At 66.1% G+C, this 15,738-nt stretch carries 14 protein-coding genes; 9 read left to right on the forward strand and 5 right to left on the reverse strand.

What is annotated here, in order from left to right; all coding sequences use genetic code 11:
- Window positions 1–14: 14 nt before the first annotated feature.
- From nudE to HFK18_RS09825, 5 genes are all read left to right on the forward strand, one after another.
- Entirely contained in the window at window positions 15–578 is a 564-nt protein-coding gene (gene nudE, locus HFK18_RS09805) for an ADP compounds hydrolase NudE (protein ID WP_180166106.1), read from the forward strand.
- On the forward strand, window positions 575–1,378 hold the full coding sequence (gene cysQ / locus HFK18_RS09810; RefSeq protein ID WP_089236523.1) for a 3'(2'),5'-bisphosphate nucleotidase CysQ: 804 nt from the start codon (window positions 575–577) through the stop codon (window positions 1,376–1,378). Before nudE ends, cysQ begins: the two co-directional genes overlap by 4 nt.
- 14 nt (window positions 1,379–1,392) lie before the next feature.
- Complete coding sequence (mazG, locus tag HFK18_RS09815; RefSeq protein WP_180166108.1) at window positions 1,393–2,229, forward strand: nucleoside triphosphate pyrophosphohydrolase; 837 nt, start codon at window positions 1,393–1,395, stop codon at window positions 2,227–2,229.
- Complete coding sequence (locus HFK18_RS09820; RefSeq protein ID WP_180166110.1) at window positions 2,226–2,552, forward strand: YnfA family protein; 327 nt, start codon at window positions 2,226–2,228, stop codon at window positions 2,550–2,552. Before mazG ends, HFK18_RS09820 begins: the two co-directional genes overlap by 4 nt.
- 94 nt (window positions 2,553–2,646) lie before the next feature.
- Entirely contained in the window at window positions 2,647–2,949 is a 303-nt protein-coding gene (locus tag HFK18_RS09825; RefSeq protein WP_180166112.1) for a DUF962 domain-containing protein, read from the forward strand.
- Between the two features lie 33 nt (window positions 2,950–2,982).
- On the opposite strand, the gene HFK18_RS09830 is transcribed toward HFK18_RS09825, so the two are convergent.
- Genes HFK18_RS09830 through HFK18_RS09850 form a run of 5 tightly spaced genes read right to left on the reverse strand, consistent with a single transcriptional unit; the run spans window position 2,983 to window position 9,967 of the window.
- A complete protein-coding gene (locus HFK18_RS09830; protein ID WP_180166114.1) occupies window positions 2,983–4,167 on the reverse strand; it encodes a GDSL-type esterase/lipase family protein in 1,185 nt (394 codons plus the stop codon).
- 14 nt (window positions 4,168–4,181) lie between these two features.
- Complete coding sequence (locus tag HFK18_RS09835) at window positions 4,182–4,934, reverse strand: glucose 1-dehydrogenase (protein WP_180166116.1); 753 nt, start codon at window positions 4,932–4,934, stop codon at window positions 4,182–4,184.
- A gap of 46 nt (window positions 4,935–4,980) precedes the next feature.
- Entirely contained in the window at window positions 4,981–6,285 is a 1,305-nt protein-coding gene (locus HFK18_RS09840) for an MFS transporter (protein ID WP_180166118.1), read from the reverse strand.
- Window positions 6,282–8,531, reverse strand: a complete 2,250-nt coding sequence (locus HFK18_RS09845) for an oligoalginate lyase (RefSeq protein ID WP_180166120.1) — start codon at window positions 8,529–8,531, stop codon at window positions 6,282–6,284. The genes HFK18_RS09840 and HFK18_RS09845 overlap by 4 nt, the downstream gene beginning before the upstream one ends.
- Complete coding sequence (locus HFK18_RS09850; protein WP_180166122.1) at window positions 8,528–9,967, reverse strand: polysaccharide lyase 6 family protein; 1,440 nt, start codon at window positions 9,965–9,967, stop codon at window positions 8,528–8,530. The genes HFK18_RS09845 and HFK18_RS09850 overlap by 4 nt, the downstream gene beginning before the upstream one ends.
- A gap of 243 nt (window positions 9,968–10,210) precedes the next feature.
- On the opposite strand from HFK18_RS09850, the gene HFK18_RS09855 reads away from it, so the two are divergent.
- The 4 genes from HFK18_RS09855 (at window position 10,211) to HFK18_RS09870 (ending at window position 15,465) form a co-directional block, all read left to right on the forward strand.
- Entirely contained in the window at window positions 10,211–13,102 is a 2,892-nt protein-coding gene (locus HFK18_RS09855) for a TonB-dependent receptor (protein ID WP_180166124.1), read from the forward strand.
- A gap of 102 nt (window positions 13,103–13,204) precedes the next feature.
- Complete coding sequence (locus HFK18_RS09860) at window positions 13,205–13,948, forward strand: FadR/GntR family transcriptional regulator (RefSeq protein ID WP_099818855.1); 744 nt, start codon at window positions 13,205–13,207, stop codon at window positions 13,946–13,948.
- Window positions 13,949–14,069: 121 nt separating this feature from the next.
- A complete protein-coding gene (locus tag HFK18_RS09865; protein WP_089236512.1) occupies window positions 14,070–15,029 on the forward strand; it encodes an SPFH domain-containing protein in 960 nt (319 codons plus the stop codon).
- A 1-nt stretch (window position 15,030) separates the two neighbouring features.
- Window positions 15,031–15,465 (forward strand): NfeD family protein, encoded by a 435-nt coding sequence (locus tag HFK18_RS09870; protein WP_099818856.1) that lies wholly within the window; start codon window positions 15,031–15,033, stop codon window positions 15,463–15,465.
- Window positions 15,466–15,738 lie beyond the last annotated feature (273 nt).

Below are 15,738 nucleotides of genomic sequence, written 5' to 3' on the forward strand. Positions count from 1 at the left end.
CACGGAGATTCCGCATGAACGATGACCGCGCCAGGCGTCCTCTGCCGATCATCCATCGGATCACCGACGAGGAGAACGGGCACTTCCAGCGCCAGCACCTGGACCTGGAGTTCTCCAACGGCGAACGCCGCCGCTTCGAACGCTTGGTCAGCCGTGGCCATGGCGCGGTGGTGGTGGTGCCGATGCTCGATGATGAAACCGTGCTGCTGGTGCGTGAATACGCGGCCGGCATGCATCGCTACGAGCTTGGCCTGGTCAAGGGCCGGATCGATGCCGGCGAAACGCCGGAGCAGGCCGCCGACCGTGAGCTGAAGGAAGAGGCCGGCTATGGCGCACGGCAGGTCGACGTGCTGCGCGCGATGACCCTGGCGCCGACCTACATGAGCCATCAGTCCTGGCTGGTGGTCGCGCGCGACCTGTATCCGGAGAAGCTGGCCGGAGACGAGCCGGAGGAACTGGAAGTGGTGCCGTGGAAGCTGGCCGATCTGGACCAGCTGATGCTGCGCGAGGACTTTTCCGAAGGGCGTTCGCTGGCGGCGCTGTTCATCGCCCGCCAGTGGCTGCAGGGAGCACGATGATCAAGCTGACCACGGAACTGCGCGAGACCGCGATCGCCATCGCCCAGGAAGCCGGGCAGGCCATCATGCAGATCTACAGCAACGGTTTCGACGTGACACTCAAGGACGACGACAGCCCGGTCACCGCTGCCGACCTCGCTGCCGACCGGGTGATCCAGCAGGGGCTGCGGCAGCTGACCCCGGACCTGCCGATCCTGTCGGAAGAGTCGCCGCTGGTGCCGTGGGAGCAGCGTCAGCACTGGGGCGCGTACTGGCTGGTCGATCCACTCGATGGCACCCGTGATTTCGTCAAACGCAATGGCGAGTTCAGCGTCAACATCGCGCTGATCTACCAGGGCGCGCCGGCTTTCGGCGTGGTCCAGTCGCCGGTCACCGGCATTGTCTGGCACGCGATGCGGGGCGAGCTGGCGTATCGCCGGCAGGGCGTACATGACACCGTACTGCGTACCCGTACACCCGCGACTGCGCCGCTGCGGGTCGCCGCCAGCCGTTCGCATCGCTCAGCCGAGACGAATGCGTTGCTGGCCCGGATGGGCGACATCGAGACCGTGGTGCAGGGCTCGTCGCTGAAGTTCTGCCGGATCGCCGAAGGCGGACTGGATGTCTATCCGCGGCTGGGCCCGACCTCCGAATGGGATACCGCTGCCGGCCAGTGCGTGCTGCACGCGGCCGGTGGTGCGGTGCTTTCGGTCGGTACCGGCAAGCCGTTCCGCTACAACCGCCGGCCGACGCTGTTGAACGGTGAGTTCATGGCGCTGGGCGATACCAGCCTGCCGTGGCGGGACTGGTTGTCCGATTGATCCTGGAGAAATGCATGAGCACGCACGACACCCCTGCCACCGGCGACGCCAGCGCGGAGCTGGAGCGCCTGCTGGCCATCATGGCGCGCCTGCGCGACCCAGAGGGCGGTTGCCCCTGGGACCTGGAGCAGAACTTCGCCACCATCGCCCCCTATACGATCGAAGAAGCCTATGAGGTGGCCGATGCGATCGATCGGGGCGATCTTGACGACCTCTGCGATGAACTGGGGGACCTGCTGCTGCAGGTGGTGTTCCATGCGCGCATGGCCGAAGAGCAGGGCGCGTTTGCCTTTGCCGAGGTCGCGCGCGCGATCAGCGACAAGATGCAACGGCGGCACCCGCATGTGTTCGCCGATGTCAGCGTCGACGATGCTGATGGTGTGATGCGCAACTGGGACGCGATCAAGCGTGCCGAGCGCGCGGCCAAGGGTGAGCGGGACACCTCGGCGCTTGCGGGCATCTCGCGTGGCCTGCCGGAATGGCAGCGGGCGGTGAAGCTGCAGTCGCGCGCGGCCAAGGTCGGTTTCGACTGGCCCGGTCCGCTGCCGGTGCTGGACAAGGCTGCCGAGGAACTGCAGGAACTGCGCGAGGAGTTCGAGCGCGGTGACATCGCCGGCAACAAGGCGCGCCTGCAGGAGGAACTGGGTGACCTGCTGTTTGTCTGCGCCAACCTGGCGCGGCATGCGGACATCGATCTGGGTGCCGCGCTGCGTGGGGCCAACCACAAGTTCGAACGTCGCTTCCGGTCGATGGAGGCGCAGGCCGAGGCACACGGCGATTCGCTGGCTGCACTCGATCTGGATGCGCAGGAAGCGCTCTGGCAGCACGCCAAGGCTGCGGAAAAAGCGTGAAAACGCTGGGTCTGTTCCTGCTGACCGCGCTGGCCGAGATCGTCGGCTGTTACCTGCCCTGGCTGTGGCTGCGCAGAGGCGGCAGCATCTGGCTGCTGCTGCCGGCGGCGGCCAGCCTGGCGTTGTTCGCCTGGCTGCTGACCCTGCACCCGACCGCCAGCGGCCGCGTTTACGCCGCGTATGGTGGCGTGTACATCGGCACGGCGCTGTTCTGGTTGTGGCTGGTCGACGGCATCCGTCCCAGCCGCTGGGACATGCTGGGTGCTGCACTCTGCCTGGCCGGCATGGCGGTGATCATGTTCGGGCCGCGGCAGCCGGGGTAAGCCGCGGCGGTGTAGAGTCGAGTGATGTTCGACCGCTGTTGGCAAAGGAAGCCGGGCATGGCCCGGCACTACCCTCAACGAACGGAGCATGCGCATGTCCCGCTTCGCCAGCTTCCGCGAGTTCTACCCGTTCTATCTCAGCGAGCACCGCAACACGGTGTCGCGTCGCCTGCACTTCATCGGCAGCTGCGGCGTGCTGCTGCTGGTCGCCGCCGCCGTGCTGCGAGGGCAGCCGCTGCTGCTGTTGGCTGCACTGGCCTGCGGCTACGGCTTTGCCTGGGTCGGCCACTTCTTCTTCGAGAAGAACCGCCCTGCAACCTTCCGCCATCCGCTGTATTCCTTCATCGGTGACTGGGTGATGTTCGCCGACATCCTGCGCGGCAGGGTGAAATGGTGATGTTGCCCGGGGAGCTGGCCCGCGCTGCGTGATTCAACGCGCCGTGCAGCCCAGCATCGCCAGGTCGATCGAATCGGCCATGCGCCGGTAGCCCTCGTCGTTCGGGTGCAGATGATCGCGGGTGATGTTCGCCGGCAATGATTCAGGCTGTTTCGGATCGCGCAGCGCCGCATCGAAATCCACCACGCCATCGAAGCCGGTGTCCTTGCCACGCGCCCACTGGTTGATCGCGGTACGGGTGGCGGCCGATACCGGTTCGTAGCGCTCCGAATCGCCGAAGGGCGTCAGTGTGCCGAGATGAGCGCGGATGCCATGCGCATGCAGTCGTGCGGCCACCTGGCGGTAGCCCAGCAGCATGTCCGTCGTGCTGCGTCCCGGCAGCGGCTGTGCACCGCCACCGTGGCGGATGTCATTGATGCCTTCGAACAGGATCACCTGGTCGGCGTCGGCAACCGCGATCACGTCGCGATCCAGCCGTGACAGCGCGCTGTGGCTGCGGCCATGGTCCAGCAGCTTGTTGCCGCTGATGCCCTGGTTGAGCACCACGAAGCGGTCCGGGCAGGCCTGCTGCAGACGCTGGCCCAACCGCTCGGGCCATTGGTTGAAGGAGCCACGCGAGGCCGTCGCACCTTCGGTGATGGAATCACCCAGGGCCACGATCACCTGCGGCCGATCCGCGCGCTGCACCAGCACGGCCGAGAACACATTCTGCTGGTAACCCACGCGCACGCTGTCGGCCACCGCATCCTGCTTGCCGTCGGCCACCCGCACCACGGTGCGGCGCACCGCAGGGCGGGTGGGCTGCGGGAAGTACGCGGTCACGCTGATCTCCTGCAGTGCGGCGACCTGCAATGGCAACGCATCACTCAGCAGCGCGGCACCCACTGGTACGTCGATGGACGCGCGTCCATCGACGGTGAGCGGTAGCGCTGTCGCCCTGCCATCCTTCAGGCGCACCCGTACCTCTTCCACATGCAGCGGCGTGGTGCCCAGCTCGTTGCTGATGCGCAGACGCAGCGCATCGCCCTTGCTGCCCAGGCGCATGTCCTGGCGCACGGTCTGCGCGGCGAACTGTACGGGCGCGTCGGCGCTGCCATCCTTGCGGTCAGGCGCGGGCGAGGCGGTCCAGGCGGTGACCCAGACCGGTGCGGCCAGCGCCACGGGGGCGGCCACGGCGCTGCCGATGGCCAGGGAAAGCAGGGTGATCCAGCGCTGCATGGGCTTCGGTCCGGTCAGGAGAAGTAGGTGCCGCCGTTGACGTCCAGATTGGCGCCGGTGACGAACGCTGCTGCGTCCGACGCCAGGTACACCGCTGCATCGGCGGCTTCCTCCGGCAGCCCCTGGCGACGCAGCGGCGTCGCGCCGGCCACCGCCGTGCGCACTTCCGGCTTGGTGAATTCATCATGGAAGCGCGTGGCGATCATGCCGCAGCACAGCGCATTCACGCGGATGCCCTTCGGCCCCAGCTCCTTTGCCATGGCCCGGGTGAAGGTCATCACGCCGGCCTTGGCGGTGGCATAGATCGCCGCGCCAGGGCCGCCGCCATCGCGACCTGCCTGCGAGGCGAAGTTCACGATCGCTGCGCCATCGCCCATGTGCGGTACCACGGCGTGGGTGGTCAGGTAGGTGGAGGTCAGGTTGAGGTCGATGACCTTGTGGAAGAACGCCGGATCGATGCCGGCCAGCGGGCGACGCTCGACCATGCCGCCGGCCACGTTCACCAGCACATCGATGCGCTGGCCGAATGCAGCCTGGGTTGCTGCGACCAGACCGGCCACCGCGGCCGGATCGGTGACGTCGGCGCGGTGAGCGATGGCCTGGCCACCGGCCGCCTTGATCAGCGCCAGCGTTTCCTGTGCGCTGGCTTCGTCGTTGGCGTAATTGAGGCAGACGCGTGCACCGGCCGCAGCCAGCTTGATCGAGACGGCACGGCCGATATCACGGCCACCACCGGTGACGATGGCCACCTTGTCCTGGAACGACATGCGGGAAACTCCTTGGTTTGCGGGGGAATGCGAGGGAAAGGGGGGCTCAACCGTCGTTGCGGTCGAGCTTGTGGATCGGTCCGGTCCACCACCACAGCGCCACCAGCGACAGCGGCACCAGTGCGGCAACGAGGATGAAGATCGGTGCGTAGGAATGGCGGGTCAGCACCGGCACCAGCCAGGTGGTGATCAACGTGCCGGCCACTGCGGCCAGGCCGCCGAGACCGGCCAGCGTGCCGACCGAGCGGCCGTCGAACAGATCGCCGGGCAGGGTCTGGATGTTGCCGATGGCGATCTGGAAACCGAACAGCACCGCAGCGATCGCCAGCACCGCAAACAGCGGCTGGTTGGCCAGTACCGCACCGAGCAGGGCCGGTGCCATGATCACGCAGCCGAGCGAAATCGAAAGTTTGCGTGCGCGGTCCACGCCATGGCCGGCATTGATCAGCCGCCCCGACAGCCAGCCGCCGCTGAGGCTGCCCAGCATGGCGCCGACGAACGGCACCCAGGCGAACAGGCCGATCTGCTTGATGTCGAAGCCGAAGGTCTCGGCCAGATAGATCGGCAGCCACGATACGAACAGCCACCAGATCGGGTCCAGCAGGAAACGGCAGGCCAACATGCCCCAGCTCTGCCGGTGCGCCAGCAGCGAGCGCACGCTCACCTTGGGCGCATCCGCGCGCTGCTGGCCGGTCTGGTCTTCCATGATCAGGCGTCGCTCGGCGTCACTCACCCACGGGTGCTTGTCCGGGCCGGCGCGATAGACGAACAGCCACGGCAGCAGCCACAGGAAGCCAAGCGCACCGACCAGCACGAAGGTGCCGCGCCAGCCCAGCCACAGGTACAGGCCGGCGATGGCCGGTGCGGAAACGATGGCGCCGATGGACGCACCTGCGTTGAAGATGCCCTGTGCGAGGGCGCGCTCACGCGCGGGGAACCATTCGGCGTTGGCTTTCACCGCACCGGGCCAGGCGCCGGCTTCGCTGACGCCCAGCATCGCCCGCACTACGCTGAAGGACAGCATGGAGTGGGTGACCGAATGCAGCGCGATCGAGATCGACCACACACTGATCGACAACGCGAACCCCAGTCGCGTCCCGATCATGTCGAACAGGCGCCCGAACAGGAACTGGCCAGCGGCGTAGAACAGCATGAACACCGTTACCAGCAGCGCGTAGTCGTCCTTGGTCGCGCCGACCTCCTTGGCGATCTCCGGCCACATCACCGCCAGCGCATTGCGGTCGATGTAGTTGATCACCGTGGCCACCGCGATCAGGCCGACGATCAGCCAGCGCACGGCCGAGCGCACCGGCACCTTGCGCAGCGTGGCCAGGGCCGAGGGGCCGTTCATCGCACGTCACCCTTGCCGCGGTCCATGCGCGCATGGCTGCCGCTCCAGCGGTAGGCATAGCCGTCCACCGTCACGCTGTGTTCGCCCTTCGCCTCGCTGTCGTCGGCCACGCCGAGTGCGATGCGTGCGCCGCTGGCCAAGCGCAGTTCGAGCACCTCGGCATCATTGCCGCGCGTTCGGATGATCTCCCTGATGCGGCTGTCGGCGCCGTGCACGTACTCGGCGGTGCCGTTGTACTCGCCATGCGGCTCCAGCACGCTGAAGAAGGTCACATCCTTCTGTCCTTCCACGCGCTGCAGCAGCGCAGGTTCGCGGCGCAGGTTGAATTCGGGATCGTTGGCGCCGCTTTCCACCAGCAACGCCTGCGATGGCGCACTGCTGCCGAAGCGATAGGTGTAGAAACGCCCGTCGAGCAGCCATGCAAGCGTGCGCGGTTCACTGCCGGCCTTGCTGCGTGCGTCCAGCCACAGGTGCTGATAGCCGTTGTCGCCGCCGAGCACCGGGCGCTGGGTGGGGAAATGCTCGGCCTCGAATCCGGTGGTGACGATATGGCCGTTGAAGTGCAGCGGCAGGTCGTAACGCGCGGCCTTGTCGCCGTGCACCTGCAGCAGGTCCAGCACCACCGGCAGTCCCAGTTCGGGGTGGCGCAGCAACGCCTGGGTGCGGGTGAATACCACGCCGGGATAGGCATCGCGCATCGTCGCCGAAGCGATCTGGGTATCGGCGTCGGCCTGGAAGAAACGCACCGTGGGTGCATGTTCCTCACCGCGCTTCCAGTCGCCCTTGAAGTGGCTCTGCTCGTTCACCACCAGGGTGTTGTGGGCCACGGTCTGCTTGGCCCAGCTGCGGTTCTCGGCCAGGTAGATGCCACCTCGCTTGGCTTCCACGTTGAGGAAGCGTGCTGCGCCGTAGTCGGTCACCACGGCATTGCCGTTGTCGTAGAACAACCAGTTGAGCTTGTCGAAGTGGCCGTGGCCCATGCCCTGCATGGTGTCCTTCTGCACCAGCGCCTGGCCGCGTTCGCCGCCCATGCGCAGGATCGCCAGACCGCCGCGTTCACCGTCCGGGCCATCGCGCAGCAGCATCGGCCGGTAGTCGAACGGTTTGGCCTTGTTGGCCGCCAACGCCTGCGCCACCTGCAGCCCTTCCGGTGACAGCAGCAGGCGCTTCTGCTGCTGCGCGACCGACAGCAGGCGATCATCGCCGGCCTGCGCATAGGCGATGCCGATGCCCGCCACCAGCTCTTCGGTGTCGATGCCCTTGTCCAGGATCGCATCGTTGATCGGGAAGAACAGGCCGTCGTAGCTGGTCTGCACCAGCACGTCCACCGCCTTCAGCAGCACGCCATCGCGGCGCGCGAAGATCTTCCGCTGCGGCTCGTTGCGCTCAATGGCGTTGGCGAACAGCAGGAACGGCGCCAGCGCGTAGCGCTGGTAGTAGGGGCCTTCCTCGTAATAGCCATCGGGCGAGAACAGCAGGTCGATCTGCCGCAGGAAACCGAACTGGTCATCCTTGCGGCTGCCGCGCAGCGATTTCTCCACCAGTTCCGGATCGCGCAGAACGTAGCCGGTCATGCCGGTGGCCGCCACCGCCCAGGTTGCGTGGTTGTGGATCTGGTCGTAGTTCTTCGGCTCGCTGGCCAGGAACTCGGCCATCGGCCGGAACACCTGCGATTCGATGGTCTGCCGATCCTGCGGCGACAGCGCATCGCGGATCGCGTCGTAGCCCTGGATGGCGTTGACCAGCCAGACCGAATCGTTGAGCACCTGCCAGAACACCCGGCCGGGAATCTGCCCGCGTCCTTCCGGATGCGGGCCGAGGGTCGGGTAGAGCTTGGCGTACTGCAGCAGCATGTCGCGCGAATAGGTGACATAAGCCTTGTCGCCGGTCAGCCGGTACAGGGTGCCGGCGGCCAGCAGTGCCTGGTAGTTGCGCTTGTGCTGCTCATGGGTGCGACCGCCGCCCTTGTCCTTCGGTACCGGCACGTCGATGCCGGCCTTCATCATCTTCTGCAGCGATTTCTGCGTACGCGCCTGCTCCTTGGCGAACCACGGGTAGCGGCTGCCCTCGCTGGCCATCTGCTGCCACTGCGCAGCGGTCACCAGGACCGGCGCGGTATCGCCTTGTCGCGCGGCTGCGGCAGGTGCCGCGTGCAGCGGTGCCGTCGGCATCAGGGCGAAGGGAGCGGCGAGGGCAAGGGCGAGCGCCAGGCGGTGGGAACACAGGGACAGCGGCTGCAACCTCATCGATCAACTCCGGTGCTGGTGCGTGACAGGGCAACCTCGCCCACCTTGGGATACCAGTCCACCCCGGTCTGTTCGCGCGGGGTCATCGCCAGCGCCGGATCGGCGCCGATGGCGGGCAGGGGCGCTGCCGGCACCCACAGGCCGCTGGCTGCCAGCTGCAGGGCGACGCTGGCGCTGCTCACTCCGCCCGGGAATACGCTGCTGGCCTGCGGCGACTGCACGTTGTTGCTGAAGGCGATGCCCGCTAGCGAGCTGGCCGCATTCGGTGGATTCTTGCTGGTGCGGTTGACGATCAGGTTGCCGCTGAAGTGGCTGTTGCTGGCCGCGACCACGATCCCCTTGGCCTCGTCGTGGCCAACGCCGAAGCTGATCTTCGCCACGTCGACAAAAGTGTTGCGGCTGATGGTTGCGTTGACCACCGGCGCATAGCCGGACAGTGGCGGATTGGCCTGTGCGTCCATCACCGCCAGCGCCGAACGGTTGCTGGAGCCGGCCAGCCGTTCGAAGTAGTTGTTGCTGACGGTCTGGTCGGCATTGATGATGCGCACGCCGCCGGTGCCGGCCTTGTCGTCGCCGAGGAAGAGGTTGTCGATCACCCGGTTGCCGTTGCCATGGCGCAGGGTCAGCGCGCCGGCCGAACGATAGAACACGTTGCCGCGGAAGGTATTGCCGCCGGACTTGTTGGAGACGATCTCGGTCTCGCCATCGCAGCCCTCGAACCAGTTGTTCTCGACAGTGCTGTTGGAATCGCTCAGCGAGGTGTCGCTGGTGCCGACGCGGATCGTTTCGCCGCCATTGACGCCCAGTGCAGGGCGCGGGCCGAACCAGTTGTGGTCGATGCGGTGCTGGTTGTCCAGGCCTTGGGTGGCATCGCGCACCACCACCACCGTCGGGCCAGCGTTGGTCTTGCCACGCAGCTGGCTGTGGTCGAGGCGGTTGTTGCTGCCGTACAGCGACACCCAGTAGTCCTGGTCGCTGCCATCGGGGTTGCTGTAGTCATCGATGACCAGGCCGGTGACGCGGCTGTGGCTGGCTACCGCCTTGCTCGACTCGCGGAAGGCCACCACCGCGTCACCCGGGGTGTAGCCGTTGCGGAACACCAGGTTGGAGACCTGCAGGTAGCTGCCGGCCAGGCGCAGGTCCGACGCCCCGCTGAGGATCACCTTGCCGGGTGTCTGCGCGCGCAGCACGATCGGTGCGGCGGCCGTGCCCTGGCCCTTCAGCAGCAGGCGCGCGTCGGTCCAGGTGCCATCGGCCAGCACGATCTCATCGCCAGGCTGCAGGGCGGCAGCGGCGGTGGCGAACGCGCCGACGTCGTGTACGAGCCAGCTGGCAGCTGTTGCCGGCGAACTGGTCAGGCATGTTGCCAGTCCAATTGCCAGGCAATATCCAAGTGCAGGTTTCGAAAGGCGGTGCGAAGTCGATTGAATGCGCATGAAGTCCTTCCAGAGACGGCGATGCCGCGGTTTCAGAGTGGGTGTGCATACCACTTGTTGGGTGTGTTGTAAGCCACGTTGCGCGCAAAGTCATGCTGCATCAGCACATGAAATGGCGGGCAACCGGTCTGAATCAAAGGTATTACGAAAAATCCAGTCCAGTTGGTTGACATTTCTGTGTCGGCGTGTCGAAGCTGCGTCCCACGCCTACCGTCCGGGCGATCCTTTGGGAGGAGGAAAACCATGCGGCAACCTGCCGGAGTTGTACGTCGTACACCGTTGTCACCCACACCACTGATCGTGGCACTGCTCGCTGCGCTGGCCGCTTCGCCGGCCGTACAGGCGCAGTCTGCCGCTACCGGTTCCGGGCAGGACGCCTCCACCCTGGACCAGGTCCAGGTCACCGGCATCCGCGAGTCGATGCAGAGTTCGATCAACAAGAAGCGCGACGACACGGTGATCGCCGATGTGTTGTCGGCCGATGACATCGGCGACCTGCCCGCGCCATCGCTGGCCGATGCGATCGAAACGCTGACCGGTGCAGCCTCGACCCGCGACAAGACCGGCGCGTCGGAAATCTCGATCCGTGGGCTTGGCGCATTCCTCAGCAGCACCAACTTCAATGGCCGCGAGATCACCAACGGCAGCGGCGACCGCTCGGTGAACTTCAACATGTTCCCAGCCGAGCTGATCAACACGGTGGCGATCTACAAGACCCAGCGTGCCGACATCATCGAAGGCGGTGTCGCCGGCACCATCGGGCTGGAGACGGTCAAGCCGCTGGAGTACGGCAAGCGCTCGGCGCAGATCGATCTGCGTGGCAGCTGGGCCGAGTATGACAAGAAGTACCGCGACGACGATGGCATCGGCTATCGCGGTACCGCCAGCTACATCGACCAGTTCGAATTCGGCAACGGCCAGAAGCTCGGTATCTCGCTGGGCATCCAGCGGCTGGAGGGCACCGATCCAGAGGAGAGCATTACCAGCGGCTCCACCTGGTATGCCTGCGACGGCAGGCAGAACGTGGCCAATGCCAACTGCAGTGAAGTCAGCGCCCAGGCCATCGCCAACGGTGCCCCGTATTACCTGGTGCCCAGCAGCCGCATCTATCGCATGAAGCAGGAACGCAATGATCGCCAGAGCGAGTTCGCGGCGCTCCAGTGGCGGCCCAACGACGTGGTCGAGGTCAACCTCGATTTCGAGCATACCGAGCGCAACTGGGACGAGAACCGCAGCGACCTGAGCCTGTCCAACGCGCGTCGCGGCATCACCCAGCGTGACGTGGACGAGGACGGCATCGTCCGCCACCTGCATGGCAGCACCTCCATCGATTCGACCTCCAACCGCTATTGGCGTGGCGAGGAGTACACCGGTGGCGGCCTCAACCTGATCCTGCGCCCGAGCCCGGCCTGGGAGCTGTCCACCGATCTTTCCTATTCGCATACCAACCGCCTGGACAGCGAGCGCATGACCCGGCTGCGCGCCAACCAGCGCGACGTCAACAACGCCATCGTGCCGGGCATCAGCAGCGGCGCCACCGGCTATGTCGACTACGACTGGGACTGGCATGGCGAGGTGCCAAGCGTCGCGCTGGCGCCGAACTTCGATCCCAACAACTGGGATGCCTACACCGGTGCAGCGCGGGTCACCTCCAGCGCTACCGAGAACGACCACAAGATCAAGGCTGGCCGCTTCGATGCCAGCTTCATGCCCGAGTCCGGTTTCTTCACCCGCGTCAAGGGTGGCGTGCGCGCCAGCCAGGCCGACTATCGCCTGCGCGACAACACCCTGGTGACCGACTACGACCAGCGCGTTGCGGCAGACAAGGCGAAGATCATTGCCGCCAACCGTGCCTGCCGTGCACCGTTCCCGCAGGATGACTTCATGGATGCGGCCAGCGGCAACACGATCTCCTCGTGGGCGTACTTCGATCCGAGCTGCCTCTACGAGTCCTTCCGCGGCACCAGCGACAGCGGCCTGGACCCGGATTTCCAGGATCCGAACAACGTCGATGTGACCGAGAAAACCCGCGCGCTGTACCTGATGGGCGAGTTCAGCAGCACGCTGTTCGGGCTGCCGGTCACCGGCAATGTCGGCCTGCGCTGGGTCAAGACCGATGTGCGCTCGGAAGGTGTGCGCACCGACCTGGCGATCATCGACAACGGCGACGGCACGATCCGCCTGCAGCCCACGGGTGATTTCACCACCCAGGTGTTCAAGTCGGGCAACGACAAGCTGCTGCCAAGCGTGAATGCCGCCTTCGAGCTGAAGCCGGACCTGCTGCTGCGGGTGGGCGCGTATCGTGCGATGTCACGCCCGGATATCGCCGCACTCGGTGCCGGTCGAACCATCAATGTGAGCAGCGATGCCACCTATACCGGCCTGGCCGACGCGCTGGACGACATCAGTGCCAGCGGCAATCCGGCCGCACAGCCGTTGATGTCCTGGAACGGTGATGTCTCGCTGGAGTGGTATGCGAACCCGGACACGCTGCTGGCCGGTGCGGTTTACTGGAAGCAGTTCAACGGCGGCACCGCCACCGCGCTGGTGCCGGAAACCTACACCATCAACGGACAGACGGTGACCGTGCCGGTGCGCCAGCAGGTGACCACCGATGAGGACAGCACCCTGACCGGTATCGAGCTCAGTGCCACGCACCGGTTCTCGTACCTGCCCAAGCCGTTCGATGGCCTCGGCTTCAAGGTCAGCTACAACTATGCCGACGCCGACTACCAGACCCAGGACTCGCGGTTGGGCGAGCAGTTGGCCGCCGACGGATCGATCATCCCGGCCATCGTGCCGCCGGCCGGCCTGAGCGGATTCTCGCGGCACGTGCTGTCCGGTTCGATCTATTGGGACGTGGGCCGCTTCAACATCCAGGCCATCGGCAAGTTCCGTTCGCACTATTACCAGGACTTCACCGGCAATACGGCGCAGCAGAACCGCTATTACGATGACAACACCAGCGTCGACCTGCGCCTGCGCTACCGGGTGAACAAGCAGCTGTCGCTGTCGCTGGAACTGATGAACCTCACCAACGAGCCACGCGTGGCGTACCAGCCGCTTTACGGGAATTTCCGCGAGGTGGTGAGCTACGGGCGGCGTGCGTATTTCGGTGTACGATACAAGTTCTGAACAGGGCGGCGCGGCCAATGGTCGCGCCGTCGCTCCAACCGGACCCGCACCGTGCCCGGTGGCCGGGGACGGGCCCGGAGGGAACCGCCAAGGGTCAGCCGCATGTCCGCCAACCGTCTTTACCAGACCATCGCCGCCAAGCTCCGCAAGCTGATCGAAGATGGCGAATATCCGTCGGGTTCGCGCCTGCCGGGCGAACGTGAACTTGCCGAACGCTTCGGCGTCAGCCGGGTCACCATCCGCGAGGCGGAAATCGCCCTGGAAGCGCAGGGCTGGATCGCGATCCGTATCGGCTCGGGTGTCTATGTGAAGCCGCGCCCGGCACAGGCTGCCGGCGGGCTGCCCGATATCAGCGCCTTCGACCTGACCGCTGCGCGTGCCGTGTTCGAGGCAGAAGCCGCCGCGCTGGCGGCAAGCAATATCGATGAGGCCGGCATCGCCGAGCTGCAGGTGCTGGCCGAAGCACTGTGCCGGCGTGACCTCAGCGATGAAGAGGCCGGCGATTACGACCGCCGCTTCCATCTGACCATCGCCCGCCTGTCGGGCAATCCGGTGGTCGAGTATTTCGTGCAGCAGATCTGGCGCATGCGCAGTGAGCTGCCGCGGGTGACCGAGGTCTATGCCCGGGTGTGCCATGACGATGGTGCCAGCCGCGCCGACGAGCACATGGCGATCTTCGAAGGTCTGCGCGCGCGCGATCCGGTCGCGGCACGCAATGCGATGCGGCATCACTTCCAGCGCCTGTTCGAGGCGATGCTGGAGGCGACCGAAAGCCAGGCGCTGGCCGAGATCCGCCGGCAGACCCAGCAGGACCGCGAGCGCTTCCTGGCCACGACCCGGATCTGACCGGGCCCATGCTGTAGAGCCGGGCCACGCTCGGCTGCTTTCCGCTGGAACCTCCCGCACCCGCACTGCCTGCATCCGCGCGCTATGCTGGGCTCCGGACGTCTCCCATAAGGAAAGCGCGATGTTCCCGACCATGTTCTTCAGCGCGGTACTGGCCTTCGTGGCCGTGGTCATCCTGTTCAAGGCGGTACGGATGGTGCCGCAGGGTTATGAGTGGACCGTCGAGCGGTTCGGCCGTTACACCCACACGATGTCGCCCGGCCTGCATTTCCTGATCCCGATCGTCTACGGGGTGGGGCGCAAGGTGAACATGATGGAGCAGGTGCTGGACGTGCCCGGCCAGGAAGTGATCACCAAGGACAACGCCGCCGTGCGCGTCGATGGCGTGGTGTTCTTCCAGGTACTGGACGCGGCCAAGGCCGCCTACGAGGTGTCGGTGCTGGAAGTGGCGATGATCGCCCTGGTGCAGACCAACATCCGTACCGTGATCGGCTCGATGGACCTGGATGAATCACTCAGCCAGCGCGAGGTGATCAACGCCAAGCTGCTCAGTGTGGTCGACCATGCGACCAATCCCTGGGGCGTGAAGGTCAACCGCATCGAGATCCGCGACATCCAGCCGCCGCGCGACCTGCTCGATGCGATGGCACGGCAGATGAAGGCCGAGCGCGAGAAGCGCGCGCAGATCCTCGAGGCGGAAGGTTCCCGACAGTCCGAGATCCTGCGTGCCGAAGGCGAGAAGCAGGCCACGGTGCTGGAAGCGGAGGGGCGGCGCGAGGCCGCATTCCGCGACGCCGAAGCACGCGAGCGCCTGGCCGAAGCCGAAGCCAAGGCGACCCAGGTGGTGTCGGCGGCGATCGCCGACGGTGACGTCCAGGCCATCAACTACTTCATCGCACAGAAGTATGTGGAAGCGTTCAAGGAACTGGCCACGTCGCCGAACCAGAAGCTGGTGCTGATGCCGATGGAGGCCAGCGGCGTGATTGGTTCGATCGCCGGCGTGGCCGAGCTTGCCAAGCAGGCGCTGTCCAACCAGGAAACCCGGTCGCCGGCCAAGCGGCCGCCGCCGATTGGAGGCTGACATGCGCTGGGAAGTCGTTGCCTGGGGTGCGTTGGCGTTGTTGCTGTTCGCCGCCGAAGCGCTGGCGCCCGGCGCGTTCATGCTGTGGATCGGCATCGGTGCGGCGGCGGTGTTCGCGCTGGTAGCGGTGTTCGCCGATATCCCGGTGTTGTGGCAGGTGGTCGCCTTCGTGGTGCTGAGCGTGCTGTCGATCCAGTGCTACCGGCACTGGGGCAAGCCGCGTGCGCGGCAGAGCGACGCGCCGCTGCTGAACCGTCGCGCTGAACAACTGGTCGGGCGGGTGGTGCCATTGCAGCAGGCCATCGTCGGCGGGCAGGGCAGGGTCAGCATCGACGACGCGTCATGGCAGGTGAGTGGGCCGGAGCTGCCGGCCGGCACGCTGGTGCGGGTGGTGGCGGTGCAGGGCAGTGCGCTGGTGGTCGAAGCTGCCGGCTGAGTTTTCCAGCCAACGGCGCAGCCCCTCGTGGGTGGTCGCTGAAAGCAAAAGCAGATGCTGGGTTGGGTTGGGTCGGGCGGGTGGGCTGTGCAGGGGACGCCGCAAGTACGTCCTTGTAGGCTTGGCCGCGCCATCCATGGCGCGGACACCCCTGCCCAGCCCACCCGCCCGACCCCCGACAGTTTCCGTGCGCGTCCAGCCCACGGAGAAGAAATTAAAAGCGAGAAGCAAAAGCGGGTCGCTGCGCTCCGTGCGCCCGGGGTCGGATCCCTT

Origin of the sequence: Stenotrophomonas sp. SbOxS2 (assembly GCF_013416715.1) — a bacterium.
GTDB lineage: Bacteria > Pseudomonadota > Gammaproteobacteria > Xanthomonadales > Xanthomonadaceae > Stenotrophomonas > Stenotrophomonas lactitubi.